Source organism: Paractinoplanes rhizophilus (assembly GCF_042664765.1).
Lineage (GTDB): Bacteria > Actinomycetota > Actinomycetes > Mycobacteriales > Micromonosporaceae > Actinoplanes > Actinoplanes rhizophilus.
Genome location: NZ_JBHTBJ010000002.1, coordinates 317,740 through 333,693, shown reverse-complemented (window position 1 = coordinate 333,693; position 15,954 = coordinate 317,740). Strand labels below are relative to the sequence as shown.

Annotated in this window: 15 protein-coding genes; 4 read left to right on the top strand and 11 right to left on the bottom strand. The window is 71.4% G+C overall.

Features of this window, described 5'->3' with window-relative positions; all coding sequences use genetic code 11:
- Positions 1–202 precede the first annotated feature (202 nt).
- Positions 203–1,063 carry an IS4 family transposase gene (locus ACFQS1_RS05425; RefSeq protein ID WP_378964934.1) on the top strand — a complete coding sequence of 287 codons (861 nt, stop codon included), beginning with the start codon at positions 203–205 and terminating at the stop codon, positions 1,061–1,063.
- Here the strand turns inward: ACFQS1_RS05425 and ACFQS1_RS05420 are convergent.
- The 3 genes from ACFQS1_RS05420 to istA are packed head-to-tail and all read right to left on the bottom strand — an operon-like array spanning position 1,003 to position 2,170.
- Positions 1,003–1,236 carry a hypothetical protein gene (locus ACFQS1_RS05420; RefSeq protein WP_378964933.1) on the bottom strand — a complete coding sequence of 78 codons (234 nt, stop codon included), beginning with the start codon at positions 1,234–1,236 and terminating at the stop codon, positions 1,003–1,005. The two genes, ACFQS1_RS05425 and ACFQS1_RS05420, sit on opposite strands and share 61 nt — an antisense overlap.
- A 23-nt stretch (positions 1,237–1,259) precedes the next feature.
- Positions 1,260–1,457, bottom strand: a complete 198-nt coding sequence (locus tag ACFQS1_RS05415; RefSeq protein WP_378965042.1) for an ATP-binding protein — start codon at positions 1,455–1,457, stop codon at positions 1,260–1,262.
- Positions 1,421–2,170: an IS21 family transposase gene (gene istA / locus ACFQS1_RS05410; protein ID WP_378964931.1), complete on the bottom strand. Its 750-nt coding sequence runs from the start codon at positions 2,168–2,170 to the stop codon at positions 1,421–1,423. The genes ACFQS1_RS05415 and istA overlap by 37 nt, the downstream gene beginning before the upstream one ends.
- Between istA and ACFQS1_RS05405 the strand changes: the two genes are divergently transcribed.
- On the top strand, positions 2,069–2,905 hold the full coding sequence (locus ACFQS1_RS05405; protein ID WP_378964930.1) for a transposase: 837 nt from the start codon (positions 2,069–2,071) through the stop codon (positions 2,903–2,905). The two genes, istA and ACFQS1_RS05405, sit on opposite strands and share 102 nt — an antisense overlap.
- 722 nt (positions 2,906–3,627) lie before the next feature.
- Here the strand turns inward: ACFQS1_RS05405 and ACFQS1_RS05400 are convergent.
- Both ACFQS1_RS05400 and lipA read right to left on the bottom strand, forming a co-directional pair.
- The gene (locus ACFQS1_RS05400) at positions 3,628–4,602 is read right to left on the bottom strand and encodes a hypothetical protein (protein WP_378964929.1); all 975 of its coding nucleotides are present in this window, start codon (positions 4,600–4,602) and stop codon (positions 3,628–3,630) included.
- 346 nt (positions 4,603–4,948) lie between these two features.
- On the bottom strand, positions 4,949–5,845 hold the full coding sequence (gene lipA / locus ACFQS1_RS05395) for a lipoyl synthase (RefSeq protein ID WP_378965040.1): 897 nt from the start codon (positions 5,843–5,845) through the stop codon (positions 4,949–4,951).
- Positions 5,846–6,227: 382 nt separating this feature from the next.
- Between lipA and aspS the strand changes: the two genes are divergently transcribed.
- On the top strand, positions 6,228–7,481 hold the full coding sequence (gene aspS, locus ACFQS1_RS05390; protein WP_378964927.1) for an aspartate--tRNA(Asn) ligase: 1,254 nt from the start codon (positions 6,228–6,230) through the stop codon (positions 7,479–7,481).
- A 9-nt stretch (positions 7,482–7,490) separates the two neighbouring features.
- Positions 7,491–8,648 (top strand): outer membrane protein assembly factor BamB family protein, encoded by a 1,158-nt coding sequence (locus ACFQS1_RS05385; protein ID WP_378964925.1) that lies wholly within the window; start codon positions 7,491–7,493, stop codon positions 8,646–8,648.
- On the opposite strand, the gene ACFQS1_RS05380 is transcribed toward ACFQS1_RS05385, so the two are convergent.
- The 6 genes from ACFQS1_RS05380 to lpdA all read right to left on the bottom strand — a co-directional run bounded on the left by ACFQS1_RS05380 (position 8,641) and on the right by lpdA (position 15,791).
- Complete coding sequence (locus ACFQS1_RS05380; protein ID WP_378964924.1) at positions 8,641–8,805, bottom strand: peptide ABC transporter substrate-binding protein; 165 nt, start codon at positions 8,803–8,805, stop codon at positions 8,641–8,643. The two genes, ACFQS1_RS05385 and ACFQS1_RS05380, sit on opposite strands and share 8 nt — an antisense overlap.
- Positions 8,805–9,434, bottom strand: a complete 630-nt coding sequence (gene lipB, locus ACFQS1_RS05375) for a lipoyl(octanoyl) transferase LipB (RefSeq protein ID WP_378964923.1) — start codon at positions 9,432–9,434, stop codon at positions 8,805–8,807. The genes ACFQS1_RS05380 and lipB overlap by 1 nt, the downstream gene beginning before the upstream one ends.
- A gap of 21 nt (positions 9,435–9,455) precedes the next feature.
- Positions 9,456–11,318 (bottom strand): DUF6311 domain-containing protein, encoded by a 1,863-nt coding sequence (locus tag ACFQS1_RS05370; protein ID WP_378964920.1) that lies wholly within the window; start codon positions 11,316–11,318, stop codon positions 9,456–9,458.
- A gap of 32 nt (positions 11,319–11,350) precedes the next feature.
- Positions 11,351–12,256 (bottom strand): TIGR01777 family oxidoreductase, encoded by a 906-nt coding sequence (locus ACFQS1_RS05365; RefSeq protein ID WP_378964919.1) that lies wholly within the window; start codon positions 12,254–12,256, stop codon positions 11,351–11,353.
- Between the two features lie 173 nt (positions 12,257–12,429).
- Positions 12,430–14,346 (bottom strand): 2-oxoglutarate dehydrogenase, E2 component, dihydrolipoamide succinyltransferase, encoded by a 1,917-nt coding sequence (sucB, locus tag ACFQS1_RS05360; protein WP_378964917.1) that lies wholly within the window; start codon positions 14,344–14,346, stop codon positions 12,430–12,432.
- 53 nt (positions 14,347–14,399) lie between these two features.
- Positions 14,400–15,791, bottom strand: a complete 1,392-nt coding sequence (lpdA, locus tag ACFQS1_RS05355) for a dihydrolipoyl dehydrogenase (protein ID WP_378964914.1) — start codon at positions 15,789–15,791, stop codon at positions 14,400–14,402.
- Positions 15,792–15,954 lie beyond the last annotated feature (163 nt).

The following is a 15,954-nucleotide window of genomic DNA, read 5'->3' as shown; positions in this document are numbered from 1 at the left end:
CCGGTGCTCAAGCTGGGCGTGCCATGGCCCGGGCCGTGCGTGGCCACGGCTAGTGCCAACGCCGTTCAGTTAGGCGTTGAAGCGGGGCGTCAAGGCGTGTCGTGGAGACGAAGCAGCGGAGCTCCGGTATAGAGGGTGGTCACTCTAAGACGCCCTTGAACCTGGAGCTCCGCTGGCTGATCAGATTGCCATACCCCGGACGGTGACGGTAGCCGCGGGGGTGTTCGCGCCGGGGCATCTGGGGGAGTTGACCCGGCTGGTCCCGTTCGAGATGGTCGATGATGTTCTCGCCGTGACCCGCAGGGTGCAGCAGCGGGTCCGGCTGCTGCCGGCCCGGGTGGTGGTGTATTTGCTGCTGGCCGGGGTGTTGTTCGCCGAGCACGGCTACCAGCAGGTGTGGCAGCAACTGACCGCGGGGCTGGCCGGGCTAAGCCTTCTCGAGCCGTCGTCCAGCGCGTTGCGGCAGGCCCGGCAGCGTGTGGGGCCGGCGCCGTTGCGGGCGTTGTTCGATCTGCTGCGTGGCCCGGCCGTCACGTCCGCGGACGCGGCGGTGCGCTGGCAGGGTCTGCTGCTGACCGCGATCGACGGGACGGTGCTGTCGGTCGCCGACGCCGCCGCGGTGAGCGTCCGATATCCGAAACAGCGCGGTAACCATGGCGGCGCCGGCTATCCGTCGCTGCGGCTGAGCGCCCTGCTGACCTGCGGTACCCGCTCGGTGATCGACGCCGTGTTCGACCCGATCGGCACCGGCGAACTCGACCAGGCCCGCGTCCTGGCCCGCAGCCTGAAAGCCGGGATGCTGCTTTTGGCCGACCGCAACTACGCCGCTGCCGACCTGATCACCACCCTCGCCGCCACCGGAGCCGAACTGCTGATCCGCTGCAAGAGCGGCCGCCGCCTGCCGGCGCTGACCCGCTACCCGGACGGGTGTCGGCGTACTGGTGAATGTGCCCAGGCAAGTACGCGTGAACGTGCCCAGATGTTGATCTTGGGGTTGGGGTCTCAGTCGTCGGTGGGGATGCCCAGGTCGAGGTCGTTGAGGTGGGGGTGTTGGAGGCGGTAGCGGGCGAAGGCGAGCATGTCGATGAGCCAGCCCGGTCCGCCGTAGATGCCGTGGGCTCGTAGGAGCATGTCGATCTCGCGGCAGGTTGCCGGGCTGGTGTGACCGAAGAACTGCTCGCAGATCTCGAGGAGTTGCTCGAGGTCTTGGTTGTGCTGGGCGCGGCGGCTGCTCATGGTTCCTCGTCGCCGGTCGGGTGTTAGGCGACGTTCTCGAGGGCGGTGAGGCGGTTCTTGAGGCGGTAGCTGGGTCCGTTGATCGCGACGACGTCGCAGTGGTGCAGCAGCCGGTCGAGGATGGCGGTGGCGAGGACCTCGTCGCCGAAGACCTGGCCCCATTCGCCGAAGCTTTTGTTCGAGGTCAGCAAGGTCGAGCCCTTCTCATACCGCTTCGAGATGACCTGGAAGACCAGGTTGGCCTCGGCGCGTTCCAGGGGCTGGGATGCAACGGGACCGCCAGCCCGGGGGCGACGTGCCGGCGGACCACGGTCTTGGTCCGGTCGTAGACGATCGAGCCCGGTACCCCGCCGAAGTGCGCGAACGCCCGCCGGTGGCAGTCCCAGAACGCGGCCAGGTCCTGGCTGGTGGTGAAACAGCAGAACGGATCCCGCGAGTACGACAGCACCATGTGGAACGAGTAGACCTTCGCGACCCCGACATGGGCCAGGATGCCGCCCTCGTCGCCCCAGTCCACCTGGGCCTGCGCGCCGGGAACGACCTCGAACCGGCGGTGCAGCCCGGCCAGCTGGTCCGGGGCGATCCCGAGTTCGGCGGCGATCCGCGGCCGGGCCTCCTGCAGATACAGCTTGACCCGCTGGTAGTTGCCGGCGAACCCGTACTGCTCGACCAGGCGTTCGTGGATCACGGTGCCTTTGAGCAGCAACTCCGCCCGCAGCCACGCGTCGATCACGTGCGCGAACGCGTCCACCGCCAGCGGCCGCCGCGGACGCGGGGCCCGCTGCGGGGCCTTCCTCAGCTCGGCGTTCAGGTACTTGCGCACAGTCCGCCGGTGCAGCCCGGTCTCCCGGGCGATCTCGGAGATGCTCAACCCCGCATCCCGCAGCGCCCGGAACCGGCGCAGTTCCAGCCACCGCTCCGCGTCCAGCACCACACCGCAGCCCCCGTCCCCGAATCACCTCAAACAGGACGAAGTCTCACCCGACCCGCAGCCTCTGAACGCCCGGACCTGGGCACGTTCATCCGTACGTGGCTGGGCACATTCACGCGTACCCCGACAGACGGGTCCTGGCTGTCGGTGATCGGCACCGTGCGGGTCCGGGTCATCGACGCGCGGATCGCCGTCAAAACCAGCACCGGCACCAGCACCGGCGACTACCGGCTGATCACCACCCTGCTCGACCCGCGCCGTCACCCGGCAGGCGAGTTGATCACCCTGTATCACCAGCGCTGGGAGATCGAGACCGCATATTTGGAACTGAAGTCCAGCATCCTCGGCGGCCGGGTCCTGCGGGCGCGGACCCCGGACGGCATCGACCAGGAAATCCACGCCCTGCTGATCGTCTACCAGCTGTTGCGCACCGCGATGGTCGACGCCACCGACACCCGGCCCGGCCTCGACCCGGACCGGGCCAGCTTCACCACCGCCTTGACCACCGCCCGCAACCAAGTCATCCAGGCCGCCGGCGTCATCACCGACACGGTCATCGACCTCGTCGGCGCGATCGGCCAGGCGGTCTTGAACCACCTGCTGCCCGACCGCCGGATCCGGGTGAAAGCCCGCGTGATCAAACGATCGAACTCCAAATACCAGGCCCGCGGCCCGAACATCGACCGCCGCAGCTACCAGGCCACCATCAGCATCAACATCGTCACCGACGAACCTTGACGAACGCCACGATCACCTAACTGAACGGCGTTGCGGCTAGTGCGGCCAGTCGCGGTCCGCCGCGGGGCGTGGGGCGGCGCGGCGGTGCGGCGGGGTGAGACGGTGCGGCGTGGCGGTGCGGCAGGGCGGCGCGGCGGGGTGAGGCGGCGTGGCGGTGCGGCAGGGCGAGGCGTGGCGTGCGGCACGGCGGATCTTGATGACCTGGCGTTCGCAGCGAACGGTGATTCATCATCCTTGGCTGGCGCTGATCAACATCGGACAGACTTAGGGTGATATTTCGGATTCTCGTCCCATGTATTGACGGGCTCGCCCAGTTAGCGGGACGCGGCGCCACATCGCGGGATCAGCCCTCAGCGCGACGGGCCCCAGCCGCCGTGACCACGCACGACCGGGGCCATGGCAACCCAGCCCGGCCAACCGCAAAGCGCAACGGGCCGCACACTACCCCGACTGCAGCTGGACGCCGTCCTGCCGCGGCGGACAGCGGTTCGGGCGTGAGCTGCAGGCGGGCATAACTGGACCTCCATGCCGAAGGCGTCAGCTCGGGCGAGACGGGGAGACGGCGAGGCGGCGGACCGGCGTGCTGGCGGGCCTGCGCGGGCGGCCTGGCGGGCTGGCGGGCCTGCGCGGGCGGCCTGGCGGGCTGGCGGGCCTGCGCGGGCGGGCTGGCGGGCCTGCGCAGGCCTGCGCGGGCGGGCACGGTGCTGCGGCCGGGCAATGGGTCAGGCTAGGCCGCGGTTCATGCGGATCAGCCAGGTGATGGCGGCCACGCCGGCGCCGATCATCAGCAGGCCGATGAGGATGGCGACGATGCTGCCCGTGCCGAGTCCGGTCTTGGCCAGGGCTGTCGCGCCGGTCGTGTGGTCCGGGATCTGCGGATAGGCGGCGGTGTCGTTGGCGTAGGTGACGGCGGGAGAACTCGAAGTCGAGGCCGAGGCCGAAGCGGAGGGCGACGGCGACGTGGCCGTCGGCCGGGCGACGGGGGCCTGCGGGGTGGGAGGAGCAACGGGTGGCGCGGCGGTGCAGGTGGTCGGGGCGCGCCACACCGCCACGTGGGTGGTGAAGCTGCTGTCGCGGACCGTCAGGGTCCGGGACTTGGCGACCTTGACGGTGGTGGAGCGGCCGGGGGAGAGCCGGATGCGGCGGTTCCCGGTCAGGAAGACGGCCGTGACGTTGGCGTCGGCGCCGTTGGCCAGGGTGGCGATGAAGGTGCCGTCGCAGCCCATGGCGTAGGTGACGGTGGGGGCGGGCGCGCACGCGGCGGCGCCGCCGGTGTGCCAGGCCAAGGGGCCGGTGGAGCGGGCGCCGGCGCCGGACTTCAAGCCGAGGACGGCGGTGCCGTCAGGGAGCGCCGCGCTGGTGGTCTCGGTCGGGGCGGCGGCGCCGAAGAAGGCGCCGACCTGGGCGGAGCAGCGGGGGACGGCGACCTTGAGGGTCAGGCTCCGGCGGGCCGGGGTGAGGGTGCCGGTGGCGGAGTCGTAGACGAACTGGGCGTCGCCGGCGGTGTAGGAGACCAGCGTGACCGGCTGGGATTGACCGGCGCAGGGCGAGCCGGTGATCGTCAGGGTGCCGGCCGCGCCGTCGAAGGAGTGCCGATAGCCGGCGACGCAGGAAGCCGAAGGGGAGGCCGCGGCCGGCAGGGCGGTCAGGGCCAGGACGGACGCCAGGGCGGCGAGGACGAGCAGCAACCGGCGCACGGAAAGGGACCCCCAACTCGATCGGCTGGGGCCGGTCTCACCACTGACTCACCGGGCCGTCGAACGGTGACCGAGAAAGCTCGGCCCGGGTCTGCATCTCCCCGTGCGGGACCAATTTGTCCCGACTGGTCAAGGTTAGGCCCGGTTAGTGGGCATCGCCAATGGTCCGGTCGGCCGGAAACGGCCACGGCCCGGCCGGCGAAGGACCGAAGGACCGGAAGGACGAAGGGTCGGGCAAAAGGGGCATGGAAGGGCGAAGGCCGGCCGGAACGACGACGCCCCGGCCACAAGGGCCGGAACGACGACGCCCCGGCCACAAGGGCCGGGGCGTCGGAAAGCAGCGGTCTCAGCCGCGGGCCTCGAGGGCCTGCTTGTAGAGGCGGCCGGCGCGGTAGGACGAGCGGACCAGCGGGCCGCTCATCACGCCGGCGAAGCCGATCTGCTCGGCCTCCTCGCGGAGCTCGACGAACTCCTCCGGCTTGACCCAGCGCTCGACGGGGTGGTGCCGGGGCGTGGGGCGCAAGTATTGCGTGATGGTCACCAGCTCGCAGCCGGCCGCGTGCAGGTCGCGCAGCGCCTGGGAGATCTCGGCGCGCTCCTCGCCCATGCCGAGGATCAGGTTGCTCTTGGTCACCAGGCCGGCCGCCCGGGCCTGGGTGATCACGTCGAGGGAGCGTTCGTACCGGAAGCCGGGGCGGATGCGCTTGAAGATGCGCGGGACCGTCTCGACGTTGTGCGCGAGCACCTCGGGCGCGCTGCCGAACACCTCGGCCAGCTGGGCCGGTTCGGCGTTGAAGTCGGGGATCAGCAGCTCGACGCCGCAGCCGGGCTGGAGCTGGTGGATCTGGCGGACGGTCTCGGCGTAGAGCCATGCGCCGCCGTCGGGCAGGTCGTCGCGGGCCACGCCGGTGACCGTCGCGTAGCGCAGGCCCATGGTGGCGACGGACTCGCCGACCCGGCGCGGCTCGTCGGCGTCGAACTCGGCCGGCTTACCCGTGTCGATCTGGCAGAAGTCGCATCGACGGGTGCACTGATCGCCGCCGATCAGGAAGGTCGCCTCGCGATCCTCCCAGCACTCGTAGATGTTGGGACAGCCTGCCTCCTGGCAGACGGTGTGCAGGCCTTCCTTTTGCACCAGGCCGCGCATCTGCGTGTACTCCGGGCCCATCTTGGCCTTGACCTTGATCCACGGCGGCTTCCGCTCGATCGGAGTTTCGGCGTTGCGCGCTTCGATGCGCAGCATGCGGCGGCCCTCGGGAGCAATAGTCACAGCCCCGAGATTACGCCTGAACAGGCCCCTGCCTAGACAGGGGCGACGAGGCTCACTCGGCCCGCGATGTGACCGCGGTCACTCCACATCCTGGTAATTCGGTTTCCCCGCAGGTCGCCTGCTGTTAACGTCCGGCGGAACGGCTGTGACGGAACCAAGTAACCCCCGTATCGCCGGCCGAGAGAGCCGCCTTTCGCTGTGATGGCGGCCCGTGCGCCGGGGCGTGAAGACACTCCTGAGCCGAGCACGACAAGAGGCGCCGAGACAAGGCGCGAAGGTGTGGTGGCACCGCGAGGATCCCGCTCGCCCACACCTCCCTGGGGCCGCGTTGCAGATCCCGAGGAGGTAAAGCGCAATGCAACGCATCCTCTCCACCCAACTGGTCGCCCATGAGCACGAGACGGTGACGGTCGCCGGTTGGATTCATCGCCTGCGCATGCTCAAGACGGTGTCGTTCCTGATCCTGCGGGACGCCGAGGGCCTATGCCAGGTTGTCGTATCCGAACGTCAGGCGCGGGAGCTTGCCGAGGAGAGCGTGGTCGAGATCGTCGCCACGGTCACGCCCAGCGAGCAGGCGCCGAGCGGGGTCGAGCTGACCTCCCCGAGCATCCGGGTGCTGTCCGCGGTGGACGTACCGCTGCCGTTTGAGACACATCGCCCCGCGCTCAGCGCGAGTCTGCCCACCCAGCTCGACCATGCCGCGCTTTCGCTGCGGCATCCGGCGCGGCGCCGGGCGTTGCGGGTCGCGGCCGCGGCGTCCGCCGGATTCCGTACGGCCCTGGAAGCGCAACGGTTCGTCGAGATCCACACGCCCAAGATCGTGGGATCGTCCACCGAGTCGGGCGCCGACGTGTTCCGGATCGACTACTTCGGGCGGCCCGGTTACCTGGCGCAGTCGCCGCAGTTCTACAAGCAGTTGATGGTCGGCGTCTTCGAGCGCGTCTTCGAGGTCGGCCCGGTGTTCCGCGCCGAGCCCAGCGACACCGCCCGTCACCTGGCCCAGTACACGTCGCTCGACGCCGAGATGGGCTTCGTGACCGACCACCGCGACGTGATGGCGACGCTGACCCGCACCCTGGACGTGATGATGGCGACCGTCGCGGAGCGGGCCCGCGTCGAGACGCCCAAGGTGCCGTCGGAGATCCCGTCGGTGTCGTTCGCGGAGGCGCTGCGCATCGCCGGAGCGCCCGCGGGCGAGGGTGACATGACCCCGGCGTACGAGCGGGCGGTGGGCGAATGGGCGGTGCGCGAGCACGGCTCCGAGTTCGTGTACGTGACCGGCTATCCGATGCGCAAGCGGCCGTTCTACACGCATCCGGACCCGGCCGACCCCGCGTACTCCAACGGGTTCGACCTGCTCTTCCGCGGCCTCGAGATCGTGACCGGCGGGCAGCGGCTGCACCGGTACGAGGACTACGTGGCGGCGCTGACCGCGGCCGGCGAGCCGCTCGAGCCGTATGCGGGATATCTCGACGGATTCCGGTACGGCATGCCGCCGCACGGCGGCTGGGCGATCGGCCTGGAACGGCTGGTGGCCCGGCTGCTCGGGGTGGCGAACGTGCGGGAGGTGACCGCCTTCCCCCGCGACCTGCACCGCATCGCGCCGTAGATTGAATCCGTGCTGATCGACCTCGATGCGGAGCCGCCATCGTCGCGGCCGCGGCTCGGGGTGCTCAAGTTCGTTCCGGTGGTGCTGTTCCTGCTGGTGGTCGGCGGGGCGGCGCCGTCGGAGCGGGCGCGGATCGGCACGGCGGCCGACACCGGCACCCGCGCCGTCACCGCCCACCTGCTCACGGCGGAGGCGCTCTACACGGTGGACGCGACCGGGGTGCAGGCCGTCCCGCTCACGGCCGGCGGTCCCCGGTGGCGGACGGCGCTCGCGGTGCAGCGGCCGGGACTCCGGTTCGAGGGCGACGGCTCGACGCTGGCCGTCTGGCGGGGCGCGCAGGGCGGGGTGACGTTCCTGGACGCGCGGACGGGCCGGGAGCGCTGGCGGACCAGCAACTTCAGCGTGGCCCGGGTGTTCGGCGACCGGGTCGTCCTCTGGCAGCTGGACGACGGGCTGCTCCGGATGGCCGACCTCGCGGACGGGCGGGTCCGGTGGGAACGGGCGGCCACGGTGCTGGCGCTGGAGGTGGACCCGGCGCACCGGTACGTGCTCGCCGTCGACCGGCAGGGCCGGGGCACGGTCTACTCGGCCGCCGACGGCACGCCGGTCTCGGCCGGACGGGATCTCGGCGTGGACCCGTACGCGTGGGGTATCGGCAACGCCCTCGACCAGAGCTCGGCCGAGATCGTGGGGGACGCGCTCTATCTGCATTCGCAGACCTTCGTCGCCGCGTACGCGATGCCGGAGCTCACCCCTCGCTGGCGGGCCCGGATCCTCGCGCCGCAGTATCTCGGCCCGTGCGGGCCGCTGATCTGCGTGACCGGCGAGCGCGGGGCGAGCGCCCTCGATCCGGCCGATGGGCAGGTGCGCTGGACCAGTCCGCGGTGGCGCTCGATCGGTGCGGACGGGCTGGCGCTCGGCATGGACTCGCGGGTGGCCCGGATCGACCCCGCGACCGGCGCGGTGCGATCGGAGCTGGGGCGCGGCGTGCCGGCGGGTGAGCTGCTGCTGCGCTTCGACGGCGACCGGACCGTGGTGACCCGGCTCGCGGACGCCGGGTCGCTCGGGGTGCTGCCGGTGGGCGCGCCGGGGGATTGCACCACGGCCGGGGCGTGGCTGGCCTGCCTGACCGGCGCGCCGAGGGTGACCGTCTGGGAGATCAGATGAGGACGGCGATGGTCACGACGGCGACGATCGCCAGCGGCACGATCGTGGTGGCGATCAGGATGGCCCAGGCGATGGGGTGGCCGAAATTCAGCACCACCCCGCCGCCCTTCTTGGGCACGAAGACCCGGCGGTCGCGCGGATCGCGGTGGAGAGCCATCAAAGCAGGGTAGGCAGGTGCTTCTCGACCACGGGCAGCACCTCGGCCACGGTGACGTCCCGGCCGAGCTCGGCGCTCAGCGAGGTCACCCCCGCGTCGCGGATCCCGCAGGGCACGAACCGGTCGTACGCCGAAAGGTCGCAGTCGCAGTTGAGCGCGAAGCCGTGCTGGGTCACGCCGCGCGCCACCCGGATGCCGATCGCCGCGATCTTGCGGTCGGGGCCGCGGTCGTCGGCGCGGACCCAGGCGCCGCTGCGCCCCTCGACCCGGCCGGTGGCGACGCCGAGCTCGGCGCACACGTCGATCAGCAGTTGCTCGACCCGGCGCACGTAGGCCACCACGTCGACGGGGTCGGGCAGGCGGAGGATCGGATAGCCGACCAGCTGACCCGGGCCGTGCCAGGTGATCTTGCCACCGCGGTCGACGTCGACGACCGGGGTGCCGTCCATCGGGCGGTCGGCGGGCTCGGTGCGTTTGCCCGCGGTGAAGACGCTGGGGTGTTCCAGCAGCAGGATGGTGTCGGGCTGGTCGCCCGCCACCACGGCGTCGTGCAGGCGGCGCTGCTCGGTCCAGGCCTCGCGGTAGTCGACCAGGCCGGGACGCAGCACGGTGAGCGTGGAGGTTGTCACGTCCCCCAAGATAGCCCCGACTTACCTGTCGATCGGGTCCACGCCCGGCCGGATGCGCCACACCAGCACGTCGTCCACCCGTTCCGGCGCGCCGAGCAGTTCCGTCGCGGTGAGCTCGACCGCCGTGTGCCGCAGCATCCCGTGCGACCCGGTGATCTCGGCGGGCAGGAACACCGCGTCGATGCCCCAATACTCGAAGTCCGCTCGCGACGTCGCCCGATCCCAGTTCGTCAGCTGCGGGACGTAGCCGTACAGGGAAGCGCGCAGGAACAGCCAGTCGGTGGGGCGCGGCACCGCGCCGATGCGGCCCTTCTCGCCGGCTCCGCCGACATCGGGACCGAGGAAATAGCCGTCCGGGATCCGGAACTGCCGTCCCCCACGTGCCATCGTGTACGCCTGCCAGCGCTGCGCATCGGCCGCCACGTTGGTCGCGAACGGCAGCGCGGTGAGGGTGCCGCCCTCGGGCACGTACTGCTTCCAGTGGCCGCTGGAGATGAACTCGGGCTCGGGCGCGCGCTCGGTGGTGAGCAGCGGCAGCGGGAACAGCGGCAGCAGCGAGAACGCCAGCGCGGCGGCGACCGGGGTGTGTGCCGGGTTCGGCCCGTCCGCCCGGTCGAGCAGCAGGTCGGCGAGCATCGCGAGGACCACGCCGAAGACGCCGACGAGCACGAGCGAGAACCGCAGCGGCAGCGCGGCGTCGAACAGCGGTAGGCGCTGGAGCAGCGCGTACGGCAGCGGGACGTCGGTCTCGTGGCCGAGGATCCGCAGCCGCGGGCCGTAGGAGATCACCATGAACAGGCCGCCGGTGATCGCGAGCGCCAGCAGCGTCGCCCGGCGCCCCGGGTCGGCCCGCCGCCACAGCAGCACGAACGCCGCGACGATGAGGATCATCAGCGGCATCCCGAAGAACGAGGTCTGCTCGGTGGAGTTGGCCGCGAGGTTGTTGCCCAGCCCGACCTTGGCCGCGAGCGTGCGGTCGGAATACGAGAAGTACGCCGCCACGTCCTCGGCGTAGTGCCGCTGGTTGAAGCCGGTGCCGGCGAACGTCTGCGGCCCGGCGAAGTGCATGTACAGCGGGTACGCCAGCAGCGCGAAGGCCACCAGGGCGGCGACGCCGAGCCCGGCCAGCATGGTCGGCAGCGCCCGCCGCGCCTGCGCCCGGTGCGCCCGCGGCACCGACCAGGCGATGACGAAGACGCCGCCGGCCAGCGCGGTGAAGAACAGCCCCTCGGCGGCGATGGTGAACCCGCAGCCGAGGATCACGCCCAGGACCACGCCGTTGCGCAGCCACCGGCCGTCCTCGGTCAGCTTCAGCAGCCACCACAGCACCAGCGGGGCGATCCAGCCGGAGGTCCAGTTGAGGTGGCCGTTGGCGTGCGAGACGAAGCCGGGCGCGAAGCCGCAGAACAGCCCGCCGATCGCGGCCGCGGCCCGGTTGCGGGTGACCCAGCGGTTGAGGAACAGGTACCACGCGAAGGCCGAGCCGGCCAGATTCAGCGTGAGGATCGTCGCGAAGGTGACCTGCGGGCCGGCCAGGATCGTGAGCGGGGCGAACAGGATCGCGTCCACGGTGATCGACGTGTTGGCCGCCAGGTTCACCCCGAGCGGCGCGTTCATCATGGTCGTGAAGAACGGGTCGCCGCCGGCGCGCAGGAGGTGCACGCCGTACGCCAGCACCCACTCGAAGAACGCCTGGTCGCCCACGTTCTCGCCGAGCGTCCGCGTGTACGGCTGCCGCCACAGCCCGTGGGTCACGTACAGCGCGAGGCCGAGCGCGATCACCGCGACGACGAGGTGCGGCCGCCAACGGCGGAGCAGCGGGACGACGGGCGGCGGGGCCGGACGGTCCTCGGTGGCTTGGGGGGCGGGCGCGGCGACAGACATCAGCGGCAGGTTAGCAAGCGACCGCAGGCCGGCTACCGCGAACTGTCGACGGCGACGCGCAACGCCGCGTCGATGTCCGGGTACGACCAGTGGAAACCGGCCTTCTCCAGGACCGCGGGGACGACGCGCTGGCTGATCTGCAGCTCCTCGGCCAGGCCGCCCAGCGCGAGGTCGAGCGCGAAGCCGGGCACGGACAGCACGGCCGGCCGGCGCAGCGCCCGGCCGAGCGCCCTGGTGAACTCGGCGTTGGTGCACTGCACCGCGCTGACCAGGTTGACCGGGCCGGCGATGTCGTCGCGGTCGAGCAGGAACTCGGCGGCGCCGAGCCAGTCGGCCAGCGCCATCCACGCCATCCACTGCCGGCCGCCGCCGAGCTTGGCGCCGGCGCCCAGCCGGAACGGGATCAGCAGCGGCTTGAGCATGCCGCCGGCGCCGTCCAGCAGGGGTGCGGTGCGCAGCAGCACGACCCGGGTGCCGGCGTCCTCGGCCGGGCGGGCGGCGGCCTCCCAGACCCGGCACAGGTCGGCCAGGAACGTCTTGCCGGCCGGCGTCTCCTCGGTGGCGGGCCGATCGCCGGTGTCGCCGTAGCGGCCGACGCCGGAGGCCTGGAGCATGACGCGCGGCCGGTCGGCGGCGGGCAACTGCTTGACGGCGCGGGCCAGGGTGCCGGTGGTGTCGAGGCGGCTCGAGCGCAGCGCCCGGCGGTAGTGGGCGGTCCAGCGGTGCGTCCCGATGTTCGCCCCGGACAGGTTGACCACCACGTCGGCGGCGGCGACCGCGGCAGGGTCGATCTGGCCCTGCGACGGCTGCCATTGTGACTCGCCAGAGTTCGCGGCGGGCCGCCGGACCAGGCGGGTGATCTCGTGTCCGGCCCCGGCGAGCCGGTCGGCCAGGCGCGTGCCGAGGAAGCCGGACGCGCCGGCCATCAGGATCCGCATGGGACCCATGATGCCCTTACTCGAACCTGTTCAAAACTGAGCTGGCTGGCCTCGCCTTCGGCTCGGCGGGCGATCGCCCCCTTCAGGCTGATGAGGAGCCAGCCATTTTGGTGGCGCCGCAAACCCCGCGGCGACACCAAAACGACTGCCTCCTCATCAGCGGGGCGATCGCGTCAGAGGCCGAGCTCGGCCTCGAAGTTGCCGCCCTCCAGGCGCTCCTTCAGGGTCACCAGGAAGCGGGCCGCGTCGGCGCCGTCCACGATCCGGTGGTCGTAGCTGAGCGCCAGGTACATCATCGAGCGCGGCACGATGATCTCGCCCAGCTCGGGGTCGTCGATGACGACCGCCCGCTTGACGAGCGCGCCGGTGCCGAGGATGCCGACCTGCGGCTGGTTGATGATCGGCGTGTCGAACAGCGCGCCCCGGCTGCCGGTGTTGGTCAGCGTGAACGTGCCGCCGGAGAGCTCGTCCGGGCTGATCTTGTTGTTGCGGGTGCGGTCGGCCACGTCGGCGATCCGCTTGGCCAGGCCGGCCAGGTTGAGGTCGCCGGCGTCGCGGATCACCGGGACGATCAGGCCCTTCGGCGTGTCGACCGCGATGCCCAGGTGCTCGCCGTCGTGGTAGGTGACCGTGCCGGCCTCCACGTCGATCGACGAGTTGACCACCGGGTGCTGCTGGAGCGCCTCGACCGTGGCCAGCGCGAGGAACGGCAGGTAGGTCAGCTTTACGCCGTGCTTGGCCTGGAAATCGGCCTTGGCCCGGTTGCGCATCTGGGCCACGCGGGTGAGGTCGACCTCGACGACCGTGGTGAGCTGCGCCGAGATCTGCAGCGACTCCACCATGCGGCGGGCGATCGTGGCCCGGGTGCGGGTCAGCTTCTCGGTACGGCCGCGCAGCGGGCTCGGGGCCGGCTTGGCGGCGGGAGCGGCGGCCGGCTTGGCGGCCGCGGCGGGCTGGGCCGCGGGGGCGGGCGCCGCCTTGGCCTTCTCGGCCGCGGCGGCCGCGTCGAGCACGTCCTGCTTGCGGATGCGCCCGCCGACGCCGGTGCCGCGCAGGCCGGACAGGTCGACGCCCTTCTCGGCGGCGAGCTTGCGGACCAGCGGGGTCAGGTAACCGGCGTCGCCGGCGCCGTTGCCCTGGGTCGCCTCCCGGGTGGGGGTGGCCACCGCGGCCGGCGGCTCGGCGTTGCGCTCCGCGGCCGACGGGTCCTTGGCCACCTCGGCCTCGGCCGACGGCTCCGCGTACGAGTCGCCGGGAGCGAACGACGGCGCGGGCGCCGACTCGATCTTCGGCGCCTCCTGCTGCTGCGACTGGGGCGCCTGCTCCTGCTTGGGAGCGGGGGCCTGCTCCTGCTGCGGTGCGGGGGCCTGCTGCGGCGCGGGCGCCTGCTGCGGCGCGGCGGCGGCCGGGGCGGCACCCGCGGCGCCGATGACCGCGAGGACGGCGCCGACGTCGGCCGTCTCGTCCTCGGGCACCTTGATGTCGAGCACGGTGCCGGCCACCGGCGACGGGATCTCGGTGTCGACCTTGTCGGTGGAGACCTCGAGCAGCGGCTCGTCGACCTCGATGGTGTCGCCCACCTGCTTGAGCCAGCGGGTCACGGTGCCCTCGGTGACGCTCTCGCCGAGCGCCGGCATCTTGACCTCGGTGCCCTCGCCCGCCGGGGCGGGAGCGGTGGCCTGCTGCGGCGCGGGCGCTTCCTCCTCGACCGGCTTCTCGGTCGACGGCGTGGTGGGCGCCGGCGGCTCCGGCTCGGCCGCCTGCTCCTGCTGCGGGGCGGGCTGCTGGGCGGGCTGCTCGGGGGCGTCCTGCTGGGCGGCGGGGGCCGGCGCGTCCTCGCCGGCGTCCTCGCCGTCGCCCGAGATGACCGCGAGCTCGCTGCCGACGTCGGCCGTCTCGTCCTCGCCGACGACGATGCGGGTGAGCACGCCCGCGGCCGGCGACGGGATCTCGGTGTCGACCTTGTCGGTGGAGACCTCGAGCAGCGGCTCGTCGGCCTCCACCCGCTCGCCCTCCTGCTTCAGCCAGCGAGTGACGGTGCCCTCGGTGACGCTCTCGCCCAGCCGCGGCATGGTGACCGATACCGGCATTCTCAGAACTCCTTAACCGCGTATACGTCTTCGTTTATCACAACGACTCAAGATCAGCTGTGCGCGTGCAGGGGCTTGCCGGCCAGCGCGAGGAAGGCCTCGCCCATCGCCTCGTTCTGCGTCGGGTGGGCGTGTACCAGCTGGGCGACCTCCTCCGGGAAGGCCTCCCAGTTGTAGATCAGCTGAGCCTCGCCGACCTGCTCGCTCATCCGCGCGCCGATCATGTGCACGCCGAGGACCGGGCCGTCGTTGAGGCGGACCAGCTTGACGAAGCCCTGGGTCTTGAGGATCTGGCTCTTACCGTTGCCGCCGAGGTTGTAGCTGTACGTCGAGACCTTGTCGGCGCCGTACTTCTCCTTGGCCTTGCCCTCGGTCAGGCCCATCGAGGCGATCTCGGGGTCGCAGTACGTCACCCGGGGGATGCCGGCCTCGTCGATGACCGCCGGGCGCAGGCCCGCGATCTCCTCCGCCACGAAGATGCCCTGGGCGAAGCCGCGGTGCGCGAGCTGGAGGCCCGGGACGATGTCGCCGACGGCGTAGATGTTGCCGACGCCGGTGTGCAGCCGCTCGTTGGTGATCACGAAGCCGCGGTCGAGCGTGACGCCCTGCTCCTCGTAGCCGAGGCCCTGGGTCGTCGGGCCGCGGCCGACCGCGACCAGCAGCACCTCGGCCTCGACCGTCTCGCCGCCCTGGATGGTCGCGCGCACGCCGTTGTCGGTGTGCTCGGCCTTCTCGAACGGCTTGCCGACCTTGAAGTTGATCTTGCGCTTGCGGAAGGCGCGCTCCAGCTGCTTCGAGACGTCCTCGTCCTCCGCCGCCACCAGCCGGGGCAGGGCCTCGAGGATGGTCACGTCGGCGCCGAACGACTTCCACACGCTGGCGAACTCGACGCCGATCACGCCGCCGCCGAGCACGATCGCGGAGGCCGGCACGCGGTCGAGCTCCAGCGCGTGCTCGCTGGTGATGACCCGCTTGCCGTCGATCTCGAGGCCGGGCAGCGAGCGGGAGTACGAGCCGCTGGCCAGGATGATGTTGCGACCGGTGTACCGCTGGCCGGCGACCTCGACCGTGTCCTTGCCGACGAGCTTGCCTTCGCCGGCCACCACGGTGATGTTCTTGTTGTGCGTGAGCAGGCCGGTCAGGCCCTTGTACAGCCGGGAGACGACCCCGTCCTTGTACGCGTTCACCCCGGTCATGTCGATCGACAGCAGCTCGGCCTTGATGCCGAACTGCTCGGCCTCGCGCGTCTGCTCGGCGATCTCGGCGGCGTGCAGCAGCGCCTTGGTCGGGATGCAGCCGCGGTGCAGGCAGGTGCCGCCCAGCTCGGCCTTGTCGATCAGCGCTACGGAGAGGTTGAGCTCGGCAGCGCGCAGAGCGGCCGCGTAACCACCACTGCCGGCGCCGAGGATGACGATGTCGAAGGTTCCGCCGTTCGGCTGGCTCACGTTGACTCCAGTGGTCGCATCGTCGCCATGTGGGTCACACAATGGAAACGGTCACAGTATGTCCAGGCCATCTTGTCACTTGTAGAACCGATCGATGCAGCCAGGTGCCCATCGGCGCGCCCGATCGTCGTACCCTTGCGGCAATTGAGCGTGAGGAGCGGGC